This is a genomic window from Fontibacillus forbon, assembly GCF_046559655.1.
Classification (GTDB): Bacteria; Bacillota; Bacilli; order Paenibacillales; family Paenibacillaceae; genus Fontibacillus.
This window is the reverse complement of the sequence record NZ_JBKGFV010000001.1, coordinates 741327-758213: the sequence shown is the minus strand read 5'-3', so window position 1 is coordinate 758213 and position 16887 is coordinate 741327. Positions and strand designations below refer to the sequence as shown.

At 49.7% G+C, this 16887-nt stretch carries 21 protein-coding genes; all 21 read right to left on the bottom strand.

The window, feature by feature from the left end; all coding sequences use genetic code 11:
- Nucleotides 1-65: 65 nt before the first annotated feature.
- Nucleotides 66-605 carry a hypothetical protein gene (locus ACLB09_RS03460; RefSeq protein ID WP_410768351.1) on the bottom strand — a complete coding sequence of 180 codons (540 nt, stop codon included), beginning with the start codon at nt 603-605 and terminating at the stop codon, nt 66-68.
- Between the two features lie 97 nt (nt 606-702).
- Entirely contained in the window at nt 703-969 is a 267-nt protein-coding gene (gene mtrB / locus ACLB09_RS03455; protein ID WP_410768350.1) for a trp RNA-binding attenuation protein MtrB, read from the bottom strand.
- A 104-nt stretch (nt 970-1073) separates the two neighbouring features.
- Complete coding sequence (locus tag ACLB09_RS03450; protein WP_018751416.1) at nt 1074-1346, bottom strand: HU family DNA-binding protein; 273 nt, start codon at nt 1344-1346, stop codon at nt 1074-1076.
- 297 nt (nt 1347-1643) lie between these two features.
- Entirely contained in the window at nt 1644-3122 is a 1479-nt protein-coding gene (gene spoIVA, locus ACLB09_RS03445; protein ID WP_410768988.1) for a stage IV sporulation protein A, read from the bottom strand.
- A 457-nt stretch (nt 3123-3579) separates the two neighbouring features.
- Entirely contained in the window at nt 3580-4341 is a 762-nt protein-coding gene (locus ACLB09_RS03440; protein ID WP_410768349.1) for a DUF3939 domain-containing protein, read from the bottom strand.
- Between the two features lie 32 nt (nt 4342-4373).
- Entirely contained in the window at nt 4374-4721 is a 348-nt protein-coding gene (locus tag ACLB09_RS03435; RefSeq protein WP_410768348.1) for a 2Fe-2S iron-sulfur cluster-binding protein, read from the bottom strand.
- 10 nt (nt 4722-4731) lie between these two features.
- A complete protein-coding gene (locus ACLB09_RS03430) occupies nt 4732-5379 on the bottom strand; it encodes a nucleotidyltransferase family protein (RefSeq protein WP_410768347.1) in 648 nt (215 codons plus the stop codon).
- Between the two features lie 32 nt (nt 5380-5411).
- A complete protein-coding gene (locus ACLB09_RS03425) occupies nt 5412-5591 on the bottom strand; it encodes a DUF2768 family protein (protein WP_410768346.1) in 180 nt (59 codons plus the stop codon).
- A 208-nt stretch (nt 5592-5799) separates the two neighbouring features.
- A complete protein-coding gene (locus tag ACLB09_RS03420; RefSeq protein WP_410768345.1) occupies nt 5800-6072 on the bottom strand; it encodes a stage VI sporulation protein F in 273 nt (90 codons plus the stop codon).
- A gap of 104 nt (nt 6073-6176) precedes the next feature.
- The gene (locus tag ACLB09_RS03415) at nt 6177-7217 is read right to left on the bottom strand and encodes an NAD(P)H-dependent glycerol-3-phosphate dehydrogenase (RefSeq protein ID WP_410768344.1); all 1041 of its coding nucleotides are present in this window, start codon (nt 7215-7217) and stop codon (nt 6177-6179) included.
- Nucleotides 7210-7821: a glycerol-3-phosphate 1-O-acyltransferase PlsY gene (gene plsY / locus ACLB09_RS03410; protein WP_410768343.1), complete on the bottom strand. Its 612-nt coding sequence runs from the start codon at nt 7819-7821 to the stop codon at nt 7210-7212. Before plsY ends, ACLB09_RS03415 begins: the two co-directional genes overlap by 8 nt.
- A 15-nt stretch (nt 7822-7836) precedes the next feature.
- A complete protein-coding gene (gene der, locus ACLB09_RS03405) occupies nt 7837-9159 on the bottom strand; it encodes a ribosome biogenesis GTPase Der (protein WP_410768342.1) in 1323 nt (440 codons plus the stop codon).
- Between the two features lie 184 nt (nt 9160-9343).
- On the bottom strand, nt 9344-10579 hold the full coding sequence (gene rpsA, locus ACLB09_RS03400) for a 30S ribosomal protein S1 (protein ID WP_410768341.1): 1236 nt from the start codon (nt 10577-10579) through the stop codon (nt 9344-9346).
- 103 nt (nt 10580-10682) lie between these two features.
- Nucleotides 10683-11282 carry a lysophospholipid acyltransferase family protein gene (locus ACLB09_RS03395; protein WP_410768340.1) on the bottom strand — a complete coding sequence of 200 codons (600 nt, stop codon included), beginning with the start codon at nt 11280-11282 and terminating at the stop codon, nt 10683-10685.
- Nucleotides 11279-11986, bottom strand: a complete 708-nt coding sequence (gene cmk, locus ACLB09_RS03390; protein WP_410768339.1) for a (d)CMP kinase — start codon at nt 11984-11986, stop codon at nt 11279-11281. The genes ACLB09_RS03395 and cmk overlap by 4 nt, the downstream gene beginning before the upstream one ends.
- Nucleotides 11987-12102: 116 nt before the next feature.
- Nucleotides 12103-12312 (bottom strand): hypothetical protein, encoded by a 210-nt coding sequence (locus ACLB09_RS03385; RefSeq protein ID WP_410768338.1) that lies wholly within the window; start codon nt 12310-12312, stop codon nt 12103-12105.
- Nucleotides 12313-12407: 95 nt separating this feature from the next.
- Nucleotides 12408-13061 carry a flagellar brake protein gene (locus ACLB09_RS03380; protein ID WP_410768337.1) on the bottom strand — a complete coding sequence of 218 codons (654 nt, stop codon included), beginning with the start codon at nt 13059-13061 and terminating at the stop codon, nt 12408-12410.
- A 142-nt stretch (nt 13062-13203) separates the two neighbouring features.
- Complete coding sequence (gene ypeB, locus ACLB09_RS03375; protein ID WP_410768336.1) at nt 13204-14565, bottom strand: germination protein YpeB; 1362 nt, start codon at nt 14563-14565, stop codon at nt 13204-13206.
- 296 nt (nt 14566-14861) lie between these two features.
- A complete protein-coding gene (gene prsW, locus ACLB09_RS03370) occupies nt 14862-15551 on the bottom strand; it encodes a glutamic-type intramembrane protease PrsW (RefSeq protein WP_410768335.1) in 690 nt (229 codons plus the stop codon).
- Nucleotides 15552-15629: 78 nt separating this feature from the next.
- Nucleotides 15630-16250 carry a genetic competence negative regulator gene (locus tag ACLB09_RS03365; protein ID WP_410768334.1) on the bottom strand — a complete coding sequence of 207 codons (621 nt, stop codon included), beginning with the start codon at nt 16248-16250 and terminating at the stop codon, nt 15630-15632.
- Nucleotides 16251-16439: 189 nt separating this feature from the next.
- Nucleotides 16440-16799 carry a hypothetical protein gene (locus tag ACLB09_RS03360; RefSeq protein ID WP_410768333.1) on the bottom strand — a complete coding sequence of 120 codons (360 nt, stop codon included), beginning with the start codon at nt 16797-16799 and terminating at the stop codon, nt 16440-16442.
- Nucleotides 16800-16887 lie beyond the last annotated feature (88 nt).

The window sequence follows — 16887 nt, the reverse complement described above, 5'->3', positions numbered from 1 at the left end:
AAATTTGAAGATGTCACAATCTTGTCTATTATAGCATATGTTTAGGGGGAGCGCACGAAACAGAACTAATTGACTCCGCTCTTCCAGAGTTGAGTTTCCGTGACCCGGAACCAGGCACGAAGTTCCCTCGGCAATTCCATATTTCCCGTAGTTCTCAATGCATAAAGTGCACTTTCCGGCCATTCTCCGCGGCGGACATCCGCAGCCAGCAGCAAATACCTTTTATCGAGCCAACGGTCTTCGGCGACTAGGCGCAACAATAATTGATCGATATTCGTCGTCCGTTCAAACGAGAATGAGATCAGCTCGGCGATACCGCGGTATAGCTCTCCTTTATCGAACCGGTCCTCCGTAACCTTCAGATCGACGGACAATACCGCCCCGTTCAAATCCACCTTCGCGATCGGAACAGGCAGATCAAGCTCGGACAAGCCATCGACGAGATTATCATCCCTTAATTCCACCGGTTTCTCCGAGAGAAACGTCGCGGCTGAAGCAAGCTTGCTTTTTTCGAATATCGGGCCTCCAGCCTTTGTAATGACGGCAAGCAGCAGCGCGCTTCCAATCGTGAATAGCAGACTTTGTATCATCCATTTTGCTTTCACGGGGATCCCCCTCAAGAGACGACATTTGACCAACCTGTTTTTGGTCCATATCCCATTGTACAAAAGAAAAAAGCAGGCTATGCCTGCAATTTCAAAATCATTCTTCCGTATCGATAACACCGTGCTTCGTAAAGACAACGGCTTTGCCTCTGACTTTGACTGCCGATGTGTGATCGGTAAACTGGGCAATCAAAACTTCGCCCTTATCCAGCTTTTCCGTATGGTGAAACCGCGTATCTTTTCCCCGGGTAAGACCGATGACCGTGACGCCCTGTTCCTTCGCTTTCACGACGAAATAGTCACCATTGTTAACGCCCCGTTCGGCTCCGCCCGCGTTACCGGCATTTGGCTGCTGTTGATCCATGAAGTGCAACCCTCCCAAGATATTATTGCCCTCACTAGCTAAAAGAAAAGGCCGTGAACAAAATTGCCCACGGACTTTTTAGCACGGAAAATATGTAGAAATCTTTATTTAATTCCGTCTTTGAGCGCTTTGCCAGGTTTGAAAGCTGGAATTTTGCTCGCAGGGATTTCGATTTCTTCTCCGGTTTGCGGGTTGCGGCCTTTACGGGCGGAACGCTCGCGGACTTCAAAGTTTCCGAAACCAACCAGTTGTACTTTGTCTCCGCTTTGAAGCGCCTCGGAAATAGCTTCGAAAACTGCATCAACCGCTTTCGTAGCGTCTTTCTTGGACAATTCAGTGCTTTCCGCAACTTGAGAGATCAAGTCGGACTTGTTCATCAGGGTTCACCTCCCTACTAATGTATTATATCATTCTGTTATTCTGTGTTTCCGTTTTGCCGTAGAATATACGTTGAACCGCGCATATTACGTGCAAAATCCCGTTAAAACCGCCGTATTAACTACGATTCGGGGGCGCGGAACAAACTTATAGTAATACAGCGCATCGATATTTTCAAGTTTTTTAGGCTGAAACTAGTCAAAATTAAGAAAATGACGGAATTTCCGCCGGCCAAAGCGGTTCATAAATGCCAAAAAACCGCGTGAGGACCGGATGGGCCTACACGCGGCAATGTCTTACAATATGATGGCGATGAGTCCGCCTGAGCCTTCGTTAATAATTCGCCCGAGCGTCTCCTGCAATTTATAGCGGGCGTTGTCGGGCATCATGGCAATCTTGCCTTGAATGCCTTCTCTGACGATGGAATGGAGCGAACGGCCGAAAATGTCGGACTCCCAAATCTTGATCGGATCGTTCTCGAAATCCTGCATCAGATATCTTACGAGTTCCTCGCTTTGCTTCTCGGTTCCGATGATCGGCGCGAATTCCGACTCGACATCGACGCGAATCATATGAATCGAAGGAGCCGTCGCTTTCAACCTCACTCCAAATCGGGAACCTTGACGGATGAGCTCCGGTTCATCGAGCGCCATCTCGGCAAGCGACGGTGCCGCAATGCCGTATCCGGTAGTCTTGACCATTTCAAGTGCTTCCGCAAACCGGTCATATTCCCGTTTGGCATGCGTGAACTCCTGCATTAATTGGAGCAGGTGATCCTTGCCTCGGATCTCTACGCCAACAACTTCCATGAGGATATGATCGTACAGATCATCCGGAGCATAAAGATCGATTTCTGCCACGCCCTGGCCCATATTCAAACCGCTAAGCCCAGCGCGGTCGATAAAGTCATATTCCATGAAATTGCTGACAACCCGGTCGACGTCGCGTAAACGGCGAATATCCTTGACGGTGTCACGCACGGAATTCTCATAATTGCTGCGGAGCCAATGGTTCTCATTCAGCACCATGACCCAGCTAGGCAGATTGACGTTGACCTCATGTACCGGGAATTCGTAAAGCACTTCCCGCAATACGCCGGTCACATCTTCTTCGGTCATTGTAGCAGCGCTTAACGTAATAACCGGAATATCGTATTTCGTAGCGAGTTCCCCGCGCAATTGTTGGGCTTCCTCACTATTCGGCCGCGTGGAATTGATGACGAGCACGAACGGCTTGCCGACTTCTTTCAGTTCGGCGACCACTCTTTCTTCCGATTCCACATAAGAATATCGAGGAATGTCGGCGATCGTGCCGTCGGTAGTTACAACGACACCCAGGGTGGAATGCTCCTGAATGACTTTCCTTGTTCCGATTTCAGCCGCTTCCTGGAAAGGAATCGGCTCCTCGAACCAAGGCGTGGAAATCATCCGCGGGCCGTTTTCATCCTCGTATCCTTTCGCTCCCTCGACCGCATAACCTACGCAATCTACCAGTCTTACGTTGACTTCTAAACCTTCTGCCACCTTGATTTGTACAGCGTTGTTCGGGACGAACTTCGGTTCGGTCGTCATGATCGTCTTGCCGGCCGCACTTTGCGGAAGCTCATCCACCGCTCTGACCCGGTCCGCCTCGCTGGAAATGTTCGGGAGCACCACCGTTTCCATAAATCGTTTGATAAACGTTGATTTGCCGGTGCGGACAGCTCCGACGACACCCAGATAAATATCCCCTCCGGTACGTTCGGCAATGTCCTTAAAAATGTCCACTTTCTCCAATACCAATGATATCCCCTCCTCAAAATTCGCCGAAGGAAAAATGCTTTGAGAGCATCCGCTTCGTTATTCACCAACATTTTGAAATCATAGCTACAGCAGGAGCGGCAGCTCCCCGTACCCGTGTCCGCCGCCGCAAATCCCGGTGGAGAGAACAAAAACGAAGCGGCGTAACTCGTACATGCATTTGGACTAGTAACATCTTATGTACCAGATGCGGATTTATGACGGAATACACCGTCCGAGCCCACTTTTTTTACACCGGCGCTTCGTCACAAGCAAGGCGGATCATTTTCCGCCATATTGAATAGTTATGAGTCTATCGATTCCAATATGACGATTATCAATAAAAAAGGAGATAGTATATTTCTGCCGGATGAAGCGAATGAGAGGAGAAGAGAGGAGAAGACGACAAAAAAAGCCGCCTGAATATTTACAGGCAGCTTACATCATTTTCCGTTTATTCAAGCTGCGCTACCGGAGCCCCGCCGATCCAGCGGTAAGGAAGCGATTTGACCGGGACAAAATAGGATTGTTCGGTTAAAACCTCCCGCAAATCTTCGTTATTCTGCGGTGAAGTGCCCGATTTGTCCAAAGCCTGCATGATATCAAAAGCATAGTCTGCGAAAACGCGGCCGGCTTCGTCCACAAGGTAGTCCAGGGTCTGCCCGGAATACACGCTTTTCAGGTCGTAAGCCTCCGCCTCTGCTTGCTTCAAATTCACCGTGTAGAGCCCGGGGTAGGTCTCCCCCTTGTCCTTGACAGGCAGCTTGCCGTCATGAGAATTACGGTATTTGTCCACCAAACGCTGCACATCATTCACCTTCTGGGCCGTCTGCAAATCCATCACCTTAACGGACGGATTCTGCTCTTCATTGATCAGAAGAAAATAAGCGCTCCCGCCCTGTTCAAACGCGGTGGATGGAATCTCATCTAGATATCCTTGCTTTTGCAGCATATCTAGATCAATCCTGAACTTTTCATAGCGCGGCGTTTCTTCTCCGGCTGTGATGATCGGCAAAATACCTTGATCACCCTGAAACCTGTCCACCGCACTCTGTATCCTGTCAACGCTTTCAACATAAGATACTCCTCGCTCTTGCCTTTGTTCGCCGGGATACAGGCAACCGGCAAGCAGCCCGGCAAACACGCCGAGGAGCACCGCCGTCAAGGCCGGACGAAGGATTGCCTTAAACCATCCTCTTCTGGCATGCCATTTCAAATACCTTCATTCCTTTACTGTAAGTTATCGTTTCACCACAGATCCTCGTCATTTTGTCGCTCCAGTTGTTTACGGATTGCCGCTTTCAAAGGATCCTCGGGCAGTTTAACAATCGCGGAGCCGATAATGTTGGCCTGGCAAGCAAGTCGAATTCCCTGATCCAGCAGCGGACCCAGCTTACGGCGTTCGGCCTCGGTGGGCGGCGTCAAGGCGGCCTTATCTGCGGGTTCCACTTCCACCTTGCACATCAAGCAGCCGGCATTGCCTCCACAACGGGTCGGGATATGAACCCGGGACTTCCGTGAAGCCAGAAGCACGCTGGTTCCGGGGCGGACCTTCAACGTCTTTTTCAGCGGTAAAAAGGTTATTTGTGTCTCCACAAGTTCCTCCTTAGGTATGACTGCCGTCAAGTTCTCCCCAGCGAGCCGAAAGAAGTGGCTGATCCAGCAATTCCGCCATCCTGATTATGTACTCGGACGTCCACAAATTTCGCTCCAGCAACCGGATTAAAGTCTCCATGTGTTGTTCCGGATGACTCCGGATAACGCTGGCGATCGCATGATAACGGTCAGGACGCGCCCTTAACACATTGAAAACAAATTCATGTGCCAATGGCATGACAGAAATATTACTTTCGCCCAGAGAGACTCTCCGGGCCGCCGGAGCAAGTACATCGGCTACTTCCGTGCGATACAATGCACCCGGAGTTTTAATCTGAAATCCTCCGACCAATTCCAGCGTCAAATCGTCCAGCTTGTAGTGGCTTAATCTGGAAGTATAAAACCCGCTCTGATCAAGGCGAGGCTCGTCCAATGCCGAAAGTTCCAGCAGCCCGTGGAGCTGATCACCATGCTGCATATCGGTGTAAACATCAATATCGCGCGGAGCCTTATCCAAAGGCACCCCCTGCAGCCATAAACCGCAGCTTCCCCCCAGCAACCAAAGGCCTTCGGCATCTTTACAGCTCTCGCTAAGCTTATGCAGGGCCACTATTACTTCCGGGTACATTTCTCTTGATCCTTCGAACTCCATCGTCATGTTCCTATCCTCTTCTCTTTTCTTGTCCGGCCTTAAGTTATCGATACGAACCCTGCCAGAAAGCCTGCCAGCATGATTACAAAAGCGATCAGGGACAGCACGCCCCGAATCACGCCTTTGGTTTTCGTCCGCGCAAACGTAATCAAGAAAACAGACAAGCCCATCACGAGAATTGCTGCCAGTGATAACCACATTTTGGTCATAGCGTCCATGAACGTTACACTCCTAATCATTAATCGCGGCATTTTTATGATGAATATTATAGCATTTCCCGTTCAAACAGGCTACGCGCTCCTCGTTTGGATTTTAATCCTCCTGAATGCATTCGTCCCAGGTACGCACAATCTCTCGTAAAAAAAGTTCAGGGACTATCCCGACAGCCTAATTTCAGCTATCTGGAAGTCCCATACATCCAAAAGGTTATTTTTTGATCATCAATTTCATCAGTGCTTCCATATTGGACGGATTCATGCCGCTTTTCTTGACGGCCCCGACAATTTCGTTGATCGTACTTTCCGTGACGGGCACTTTGGCCATGGCGGAAACCTGCTTGATCAGCTTTCTCAGTTCCGCTTCATTCTGCATTGTTGAGGGTTTCACCGTACTGGCCAGCTTTTTAACCGCGCCTTCAGAAATGTTTTTTCCGGTTTTTTTATTGATCGAATTTAAAGCGTCTTTGGAAATCTTGCCCATTATTTCGCCTCCTCCGTTGTCCTCCCCATCAGTTTATGAGGCGGCAACGAAAAAGGTCCTAGGCCCGTGCGGATTCCGGCCGGATGCCTAGGACTTACATCAAGCTAAGTATGCCACTGCTCCCAGGTTTCGAGAGACATCATTTCCATTTCGGTCTTGCGGTCGCGCCCCATTAACGCTTCAACAGCCGTTCTTGGATCCAGTCCCTCAAACAGCACATGATATAGCTGTCCGGCAATCGGCATCTGAACCTTATATTTCTCCGAGATCGTATGTGCGGCTTTGGTCGTACGGATGCCTTCGACTACCATCCCCATCGAACCAAGCACTTCATCCAGCGATTTGCCTTCTCCCAGCATGAATCCGGCCCGCCAGTTGCGGCTATGGCGACTCGTTGCCGTTACAACCAAATCGCCGATGCCGGCAAGGCCTGCAAAGGTAAGCGGGTTGGCGCCCATTTCCACGCCGATGCGGGTAATTTCCGCAAGTCCTCGCGTCAACAGCGCCGCCTTGGCATTATCGCCGTAACCGAGGCCGTCGGACATACCTGCTCCCAGAGCGATAATGTTCTTCAGAGCTCCCGCCAGTTCGGCGCCGACCATGTCCCGGTTAGTATAAACCCGAAAATAGGAGTTCATGAACAAGTCCTGCGCTGCGGCCGATTGCGTATCGTCCATCGAGGCTACCACCACGGTAGTCGGACATCGTTTGACGACTTCCTCCGCATGGCTTGGCCCGGACAACACGACAATCCGGCCTTCCTCACAACCCAGTTCTTCTCCAATTACGGTTGAAATTCTTTTCATGGTTTCGGTTTCAAAGCCTTTTGTCGCGTGTACTACCAGCATATCTTCATGCCAGAACGGCTTTAAGGCTCTTGTAACTTCCCGAACGGCCGATGACGGAGCCACGATTACCACGGCCTTGGCCCCCGAGACCGCTTCCTCCATATCGGTAGTTGCATGCAGATTCGGAGACAACTCGACTCCCGGCAAGTAACGCTCATTCCGGTGCAAGTTATTAATCTCATCTCTTTGCGCTTCATTCCGGGTCCAAACGGCTACATCCATATCCTTGTCGGCAAGTACGCTGGCTAGTGCCGTTCCCCAACTGCCTGCAACCAGCACAGCAGCTTTTTCAGACAACGCGTTTTCCTCCTTTGGAGCCCAGTTTGTTCTCTTTACCCTGAGCGATTTTCACAATATTCGTGCGGTGTCTCCAAAAAGCGAAGACGCAAATAACCAGACTCGCCCAGAAGTATGCGCCAAATTCGCCTGTTACCGCAAGAAAAACCGGTGTCAAAAACACGAAAATCAAAGAGCCGAGCGAGACATATCGCGTAAACACGATCGAAAGAATGGCAATAATTCCGGCATATAACGCCGGAAGAAAGACCAGGGTTGCCATGACGCCGATGGTCGTGGCAATGCCTTTTCCGCCCCGGAAGCGGAAATAAAGAGGCCAGTTATGGCCAATGATGGCTGCAATGCCGCAAAGTGCGGCAATCCACTCCGTGCCGTCTCCCAGCCAGCGGCCTATCCATACGGCGGCGATCCCTTTCAAGACGTCGAGCGCCAGTACCAGAATCGCCGGTCCCTTGCCAAGCACCCGCAGCGTGTTTGTCGCACCGGCATTGCCGCTGCCGTGCTGACGGATGTCAATACCTTTCAGTGCTTTCGCAAGCACGACGCTAAAGCTGACCGAGCCCAGCAAATAGCATGCAATGATAGCAATGATGGGAAAAATCACTTGATTTGTTCGCCCCTAACCTTCATCAGACTTACGCCGCGTAAACAACCGGATCGGCGTTCCTTCAAAATCAAAAGCAGCCCTGATTTTGTTCTCCAGATACCGTTCATACGAGAAATGCATCAACTCCGGATCGTTGACAAACACCACAATCGTAGGTGGCTTGACAGTAACCTGGGTGACATAGTTAATCCGTAATCTGCGGCCTTTGTCTGTCGGAGGCGGGTTGATCGCGATAGCGTCGGAAACGACATCGTTCAGCAGATGAGTCTGAACCCGCTTTGTATGCTGGTCGGCCACATGCTGCACGACGGGCAGCAGCTTGTGCAAACGCTGCTTCGTCTTGGCAGACAAAAATACGACTGGAGCATAAGTCATAAACAGGAAATGATCCCGTATTTTTTGCTCAAACTGATGCATCGTCTTGTCGTCTTTCTCCACAACGTCCCATTTATTCACTACGAAGACGGAAGCCTTACCGGCTTCATAGGCGTAACCTGCGATGTGCTTATCCTGTTCGATGATGCCTTCCTCGCCATTGATCAGGACAAGAACAACGTCCGCCCGTTCAATCGCCTTCATCGCGCGCATAACACTGTATTTTTCAGTCGTTTCATATACTTTGCCGCGCTTGCGCATCCCTGCGGTATCAATCAAGACGTATTTTTGCCCGTCTTTTTCAAAAGGCGTATCGATGGCGTCGCGGGTCGTGCCTGCGATATCGCTGACTATGACGCGTTCTTCGCCGAGAATCGCGTTAACAAGCGAGGATTTACCGACATTCGGACGGCCGATCAGCGCCACCCGAATCACATCATCCTCGTAATTGTCATCCGGAAGCTCCGGCAAACTATCGGTGATCGCATCCAGAAGGTCGCCGATACCCGTGCCATGGCTACCAGAAACACCGATCGGATCGCCGAACCCGAGGTTATAAAACTCGTAAATATTTTCCATCCGGCCGATATTGTCCACTTTGTTGACCGCTACGACAATCGGCTTCCCCGAACGGAACAGCATCCCGGCTACCTCTTCATCGGATCCGGTAACGCCTGCCTTGGCGTCACACATAAAGACGATGACGTCCGCTTCTTCAATCGCAAGTTCCGCTTGCATGCGGATGGATTTCAGGATCGGCTCTTCATCGTCCAGCTCAATACCTCCGGTATCGATAATGCTGAATGGCTTGCCGTTCCACTCTGACGCGCCATAAATTCTGTCCCGGGTTATTCCCGGCTTGTCTTCCACAATGGCCAAGCGATCGCCGATAATCCGGTTAAAGATTGTGGATTTACCGACATTTGGCCTGCCAACGATGGCTACAACAGGTCTTGCCATGCGCATACCTCCTTAATTTCTGGATTTATATTTTAATCTTTCATGTCTATTTCCGGATATACCTAGAACATCATAGCAAAAAAAAGAACAAATGGCTAACCGGACCAAGGACAATTTCTAATGAAAGCAAAATCGGCGAACCCGATCAAAGGGTCCGCCGATCCATAGCCTGCCTAGGTCAAGCTTATTTCAATTTGCTCAGCTTGTCGCCGAAACGTTCTCCCAGCGTGATGCTCAGTCCTTGGTTGCTCAGCGAAACGTTAGGGTTGTCGCCCAAATCTTCTTTTCTTACGCTGCTACCCTTGGAAGGCTTCTCGCTTCTTGGAGCCGGAGCCGGAGCTTCTTCGGTTTCCTTGATGCTGAGGCTTACCCGTTTTTCGTTAGGATTTACATCCAGAACCTTCACTTGAACGGTTTGGCCTTCTTTCAGCACTTCATGCGGTGTGCCGATATGTTTATGCGAAATTTGAGAGATATGAACGAGTCCTTCAACGCCCGGTGCGATTTCAACGAATGCACCGAAATTGACGAGGCGCTTCACTTCACCGCTCACGATGTCGCCGGTGTGGAATTGCTCAGCTGCCGTTTCCCAAGGGCCTGGAGTAGCCGCTTTGATACTGAGGCTGATTTTGCCCTTTTCAGGATCTACTTTCAATACTTTAACTTTTACTTTGTCGCCTTCGGAGAGGACATCAGCAGGTTTCTCAACATGATTCCACGCGATTTCGGAAACGTGAACCAAGCCGTCAACCCCGCCTACGTCTACGAATGCGCCGAATTGGGTAAGGCGTTGAACCGTTCCTTCAAGAACTTCGCCTTCCTTCAATTGTCCCATTACTTTAAGCTTGTTGGCTTCGAACTCTTCGTCCAGGACATCCTTTTGGGAAAGGATGACTTTGTTGTTCTCACGGTCGATTTCCTTCACTTTAACGCGAAGCGTGCGGCCTTTGTAGTCGCTGAAGTCTTCAACGAAATGACGCTCAACCATCGAAGCCGGAATAAAGCCGCGAACGCCAACGTCCGCCACGATTCCGCCTTTTACCACGTCGGCAACCGTAACTTCAAACGTTTCTTGGCTGTCGAAACGGCTTTGCAGTTCGTCCCAAGCGTTTTCGCTGTCAATCGCGCGTTTGGAGAGAACAAGGCGTTCTTTCTCGTCGTCGATGCTGACAACCTTCGTTTCCACTTCCTGGCCAACCTCAACGGCATCAGCTGCACTGTCCAGGTGAACGGAGGACAATTCGCGAATAGGAATAACGCCGTCGTATTTATATCCAATGCTTACATAAGCTTGGTTATCTTCGATTTTGACGATCGTTCCTTTGACGGTGTCCCCTTTTTTCAAGGATACGATTTGTTCCATTTCTTCCTGGCTTGCCGTCTCGACGGCTTCCAATTCATTCTTTATTTCTTCCGACATGTGAATACCCTCCTCAATTCAGAAAAACCCATTTATTTAAACCCGCCTTGAAAGCGAAGTTCAAAACATATTCCAACCCTAGCTTTCCAAATGTCCCCTGCCTTCATGCATGAACCTTGGATGTTGCCTGTTGCTTGAGTTCCGCAATCCTCGACATGATCGCTTCGGTGGCCAATTCAGCCGAATCCGAGCCTTTCTCTTCCTTGAATGTCGACAAATCCACGGGTGCTCCGTAAATAACTCTCATTTTTCTAAAAAGTTTATAATTGCCGATAATCGCGACTGGTATGACAGCCGCATCGCTGCGGAGCGCGAACGTTGCCGCCCCTCTTTTGCCGATTCCTCCGTCTTCACCCTTGCTGCGGGTACCTTCCGGAAAAATCCCCATCACATGACCTTCACGAAGAAGGGTTAACGACGTTTTGATCGACTCTTTGCTCACGCCGCCGCGTTTGACGGGAAAAGCACCGAGCTTCTTGATCAACCAGCCGAAGCCAATAATATCGAACAATTCCTTCTTCGCCATAAAATGAACCTTCCGCTTCAGCAAGATGCCGATTGTCGGCGGGTCCAACAGGCTGATGTGATTGGAGCAGAGCAGAACGCCTCCCTCAGCGGGAATATGTTCCTTACCGCTTGCCTCCAAACGGAAAAGCAATTTGTAAATGAGGCGAAGCGCGCCCCGGCAAAAAACGTAGATCATCCCAGTTCTCTCTCTCTCACAAAAGTTCTGCACATGGAAACGATGGTTTCGGAAACTTCATCCAGAGTCATTTCCGTAGTATCCAGCAAAACGGCATCCTCTGCCTGACGGAGCGGAGAAATTTCCCGTTCCTGATCCAGCCGGTCACGTTCGCTGATGTCTCTGATGAGCTGCTCCAGTGAAATTTGGTGTTGTTCCTTCATTTCCCTGTAGCGCCGCCGCGCCCGTTCTTCGACGCTGGCAGTCATAAAAACCTTTACTTCCGCATCCGGAAGAACCGTAGTGCCGATATCGCGTCCATCCATCACGACGCCTTTGCGCAAAGCCATTTGCCGCTGAAGAGAGACAAGCCTGCTGCGCAGCCCCTCGATTTGCGCATATCGGGACACTTTGGCGTTGACCGCCAGGGAACGAATTTCTTCCGTTGCCTCTTGACCGTTGACGCGTACCCGTTGTCCATCTTCCCCGGGTATTAATTCAATAACCAGATTGGGTAACGTTTGAAGCACCTTTTCCTCTTCTTCCGGTTCAATCCCCAACTGGTCAAAATACCAGGTCGCCGCCCGGTACATGGCACCGGTGTCGACGTAAACATAGGACAGCATACCTGCAACCCTGCGGGCAATGGTACTTTTGCCTGCCCCGGCAGGCCCGTCGATCGCGATGTTAATCTTGCCATAAGATGATGACGCTCCACTTGCCAAAAGGGCATCCTCCTTAAAACACGGTCTCAAGAAAAAAGCAGGCATTGCCTGCGACGTGAAAATTATACCACACATAGCCAGGGGATGCAAAAGCCATCCGCGACCGGAAATGTTTTCTAGCGGCTTTCCGGCCGGTGCAAGGGTACTCCTTCATATTTGTCGGCCGATGCCAACAGATGCCGAAAAACCGGAATATTCAGCGCAGCCTGAAATAGGCAAAGGCTTACAACCAAAATGAAAATCGTTCTTCTGAGCCATCTCTCCGCCTGGTCCGAGAAAGTCAAAAATAAAGCCGTATAGGCTTCTCTCTCTTCCTTGTCGCGCATGAACGCTCCCCCTTCGGTGTATGGGTATCATCATCCATAGCATAACCAAATAAAGGAGTATTCTTAACTTCAATAACCGTAATATATAAGTTATTTTAACGATTGCGGAAATCGAACTGGCGCTCGAAACAGTAACGGATTATTTTTTGCCGCTCCATATCGGAAATACTGGCGAACTTGAGCATGATCAGCGTCTTTCCGGTTTCCAGCTTCTTGGTGCGGACGACTTCCGCTTCAAATGGCGCATGCTCGATGGAGCCGTTTTTATAAGGAATCAACAGCCAGCAGTACAGCTGGTCTCCCTGGGTCAATTTGTATTTTCCATCACACAAAAAAGAAACCCCGCCGCCGCCTACATCATCGGTATGTGCCACAAAACGGGTGTTGTCCTTCAGGCGGACCGCGATTTCCAGTTCAGCAACTACGCGCAGAAAATTGCGCCGCTGGATCTTTGTAATCGATTCCGGCACAGGCTTGCGGATCCGGATCAGTTGTACGACATCATCGACAAATCCCAGCACGTATGTATTGAAATAGTTTTTTATTCCGGCATCGGTTAAAAAATAGACGGACAGCTCGTCCCCGACAAATAGCCGCTTAATCCTTCCGCTCCCGATTTCGATCGGCATCTCGATCAGAAAAAAGTCTTCTTCAACGTCCGCGATACGGGATTTGCATTCTTTATCCGCTTCTTTATTATCCGCAGAGGCGACTTGGATATAGACCAGATCGTTTACTTTAGGCAACAACTTTCCCACCCACCCCTTAATGAAATCAAGCTGCTTTACTGTACAAGTATATCATGAGGCCGGACTTTCGAGCGAGGTTTTTAACGGTAAACAAAAATGAAAAAGGAGACCGCCTTAGATGGGTGGTCTCCTTTTAAATGCTTCACGAACGGGAAGGTGCGGCGGGACGGGTGTTGCGAATTTCTTCGATCGTCTCCTCAATACCGCTCTCTGCGTTAATGAAAATTTTGTAATCCGATCCGTTGATCGAACCGCCGAATTCGTAGGTCGTAACCTTCTCGGACATCTCGTTCTCGATTTGCGAGAGGCGGTGATACTTCTCTTTATAATCCGAATTCAAATATTTTCGGGCCTGCTGGACGGTTAGCTTCGGTTTCGCCGGCGGCTCCCGGTTTTCACGCTCGTATACGTAGTCGCTAGCCTGCATCCCCGTGACTTGCCCATTGTCCAATCCTACGCGAACCGTCACTTTTTCGGGATAAATCAGCACATCCCCTTCTTTGCTTACAAAAGTAAACGTGCCCGAGTTATCGTACTCGTCATAAGAAACCGGAGTCAAATCCGGGAATCCTTTATCCTTCAGGAACTTCTCCGCCTGTGCTCTCGCTTCCTTGACGCTTACCGTCTTCGGTCCGAGGGTCCGGCTATCGGCATACGCAATCAGATGCCCGCCGTTGCGCGTGAAGTCCAACGTCTTGGAGTCCCCTTGATTTCCTTGAATCTGAGCCGTAAAAGAAGCCCATTCCGTGCCGCGGCCGTTTTCGATGACTTTAATGTTTCCCGGATTCTCGTTGCCGGTAAATCGTGCGGCTTCCGTCTTGATTTTATCGACAGTCACCGGCGTACCGCCCAGTTTTTTGACCGAACGCTTATTGTACATACTGGATACGGAAGGCCCCCAGTCAAGCTCGGGATACTCGCCGACCTTCTTATCCACGGTTTTAAATCCGTCGATGATCGTATTGTCCCGCGGCTCCTTTTCGCTTGCGAGCGCTGTCTCTACATCCATCCAACGAAGCCGGTTATTGATGACCTTATTTTGAACAGCTTGTAAATCCTGCGATATCTGAGCCGAGCTTTTGTAAAGCTCTTTCAGATTTTTGATTTCGCCGTCCGACAACGGCTGCTTGGTCAAATCACGAACAGCCGTCTGGTAAGAAAACTTGGAGATCCGCGACAAAAACTCTTCCGTCTTGTTAAAAGGAAGAAGGGTCAGCGGAAGCTGGTTAATTTCATTTTGGGCTTCGCTCGTAATCCGCCATACATTGACCAGTCCCTTGCGGTGTGAGCCTGTCGAGGCGCTATGAACGGCAAGCGTGTTACCAAGTTCGCTATGAAGCTTGTCTACATGGTAGGACAGATCATGGAAAGCCCTTTGATATTGGTTCTCCGCTTTAATCAATATCGCGTTTTTCTCCTGATTCTCCTGATAGCCCCAGACCAATGATCCGATGAGTAGAATCGTGGCGATCGGAAATAAAATGGCACTCAATCGTTTATACATCAGTGAACGCACTCCCTTCTTCAACTGTCTGAGGATAGTTTGACTAGAAGCTGGGAGGTTTATGCGCGAAAATTACAATCTTTCCTCTTCGATTTCAAACAGATTGCGATTGTCGCAAATACACTGTTTAAAGCCGGTATCGATATGTCCCTTCTCTTTTTTGCCGCGAAGAATGAAACGCTCTCCACAATTTTTACATATGATTTTCACTTTTACCCGCACCAAAAAGGCACCCCTTCCAGATTAGCGGCACGTAGCCTTTCTTCTAGAATCAGGATGCCCTCTTTGAGTCAAAGTTAATCTTGCCCTCTCGCCTCCGTAATGCGGAACGGCGAACGGTTGTTGGCACGGATCATTTTACCGATTCCGCCGTACCATAAAAACGCCATCAGCGGAACGATATACCAGATCCAATATTGCGAAACGTTATCAAGGATCCAGTCGTACACCCCGTGCCAGAACAGCGGGAGCAGCAACGAGTAGATCAGGAACTTGCGGCTCTTCCAGCCGGTGGAGAATTTGGACCGGCCCAAGTAATAGCCCATCATGACGCCGAACATCGCATGACCCGAAACCGGAAGCAATGCCCGAACGAGCATCGTACCGATCGAAGCATGACTCGCCAAAGCGAAGATCACATTTTCGACGGTGGCAAAGCCGAGTGAGATTGCCGCAGCGTAAAGGATACCGTCATAAGGCTCGTCGAATTCCGTATGGTTGTAGATCATATGAAACAAAACAAACCATTTCAAAAATTCCTCGACGCCAGCGGATATCCAGAAAGCCGAAACCAAAGGGCCCTCGCCGAGCCAAATGGATAACCCCCGCTGCACGATCATCACCGGAAAAACAATCAAAAAGCCAAGCAGAAACACTTTGATAACCATAGAAAGCGGCTCGGCATCATACTTGTCCTTCAGATAAAAGTAGGTCAAGAGAGCGATACCGGGAGCAACCGCTGCCGAGGCAATCGAGAAAAAGAGCAACGGTTATCCCCCCTTACAGTCATTCGACCGTCCCTTATCTCCCATGTTGCAAATGTTCCATATCTGCATGATACGGAATTAATCCTGACGTTTAAAATGGCTGCAGATGACGTCGATCGCACGATCGGCCATGATTACATCGCCGTATTCATCCAGCATAGCCGGAGTTACGGAAGTCGCCTCGCCGAATTCGGCCAAGACAGCAATCAAAGCCGGGATTCTTCCTTCGTCAAGCTCGTCAGGTTCCAGCCTAAGAACCCATTTCCCGTTATATTTATACAGTCTGCCGGCTTCATCAAGCATATGCCGCAGAACGTGAGCCGCTTCGATCAGCACTTCAAAATCATCGAAAGAGTAGAGTATCGTATCGCTCTGCTCCAGCGTCACTTCCATTTCATATACTTCTTCGGGCAGTTCATCCTCATATGGCGATCCGACCCCAAAATGATGGTGATCGTATTTGCCTCTTGTTACGATGACGACCATTCCCTGTGCAGGAAGAGCAAACACTTCAACAGCCAGAGGCCCTGTGGCATCAAAGCCCACTTCGTTGTAAGCCTGATCCATCATCTCGGTGAACAGGTCGTGGACTTTAGGAATTTCCTGCCACATATCCTCTTTCTGAATACCGCGTTCGCTTAGATCGTCAAACGTGAGGAAAATCCGTATTTTATCCTGGCCAAGTCTCTCAATCCTCATACAGGATCCTCCTCTCCATACCGTGTTATAACAGATTATGAAACCTGCTCTAATATGTGCTGGAAATGGTTCTTTGTAAGTATGTTATCATTTATTTTCGGTAAATGCACGTAATAAAATAGTCAAAAAAGAATCATTTCCGGTTCCCGGAAAAGAGAAACCGAAAATGATTCCATGGGTGGTTATAAATTATAAACCGGGAATTGCGGTATGAGTCTCCTTCAAAATCGCATCGACTTCACGACGGACATCCGGATTGCCTTTAATAAAATCCGTGATCTGCTTCAAATTGTATTCCTTCGAATGACTCGAAGTTGACGAAGAAACCGGACTGGGATGCACCTGGGCCGTTGCTGCGGCTCCGCTTTTGTCTTGGCCGGAAGCGGCCTGCGACGGTTTGTTTTTTGTCTGATCCGAGTTAACACCGGGTATCTTCAGAAGCGAACCGGCACCGCCCATCATCGACATCATGCTTGATTTCCTGCGGGAGGCCCAGACGGCAGCTGCGGCCCCAAAAAGCACACCGCATAAAAATGAGGAAGATTTCACCTAAACAACCTCCTTAGATATGTTAAAATCAGTTGTAGTGTTCGCGCTTTAAAACAAACTCATGCGGCATAAATACAGGAAAGCGAGT